The organism is Psychrobacter sp. 1U2, from assembly GCF_051847575.1.
Map to the genome: position 1 here is coordinate 1 of NZ_JBPYDC010001244.1, position 655 is coordinate 655.

General features: G+C 46.1%; 1 protein-coding gene. It reads right to left on the reverse strand.

What is annotated here, in order from left to right:
• Nucleotides 1–655 (reverse strand): nitrilase-related carbon-nitrogen hydrolase (locus tag ACS8FD_RS21450; protein WP_439277361.1); only part of this gene is annotated, 655 nt, incomplete at both ends.

Below are 655 nucleotides of genomic sequence, written 5' to 3' on the forward strand. Positions count from 1 at the left end.
CTGCATCCGCACCTAACGCAACGACACTATTATAAAATGGTGGGTACTTATCTTGAGTTGCATCAAACGCCGCCTCATCCTTATAAGGAATTCCTGTCACCCATGTAGTATCAGTGGCTTTGGCCATCTTTACCATCTCGCTGATAAAACCAACGGCCTCTGTCTGAAACATTGGAATCGATGATTCAGGCCAAAGGATAAGATCGCGTCCCCATTCCGTGCTGGTTAATTTGGCATAAATATTGAGCGTTTCTACTTGATATTCGGTCAACCATTTGAGATCTTGCGGAATATTGCCTTGAATTAATGATACGGACAAATCAGGCGTGCCTTTAGGCTTTGTCCACTGCGGGTTAATCAGCCACAATGACGTACTGATGATTAACAAGGCGATGGCAACCACCATATAACCGCCGCGACGGCGCAGCAGCTCAACGATACTTGCTGCCAATAGGATGGCGACAAAGGAGATGGCAAATACCCCAGCGATGGGTGCAAGTGATGACAACCAATACTGTTCAGTAAAGGCATAGCCGACGAACAACCACGGAAACCCTGTAAATAGCCATGTTTTCGTCCATTCTTGTAGTACCCAAAGCGCGGCAAACGATAAAGGCTGCTTACCGACTACACGATTAAACAACAACGCTAAAAA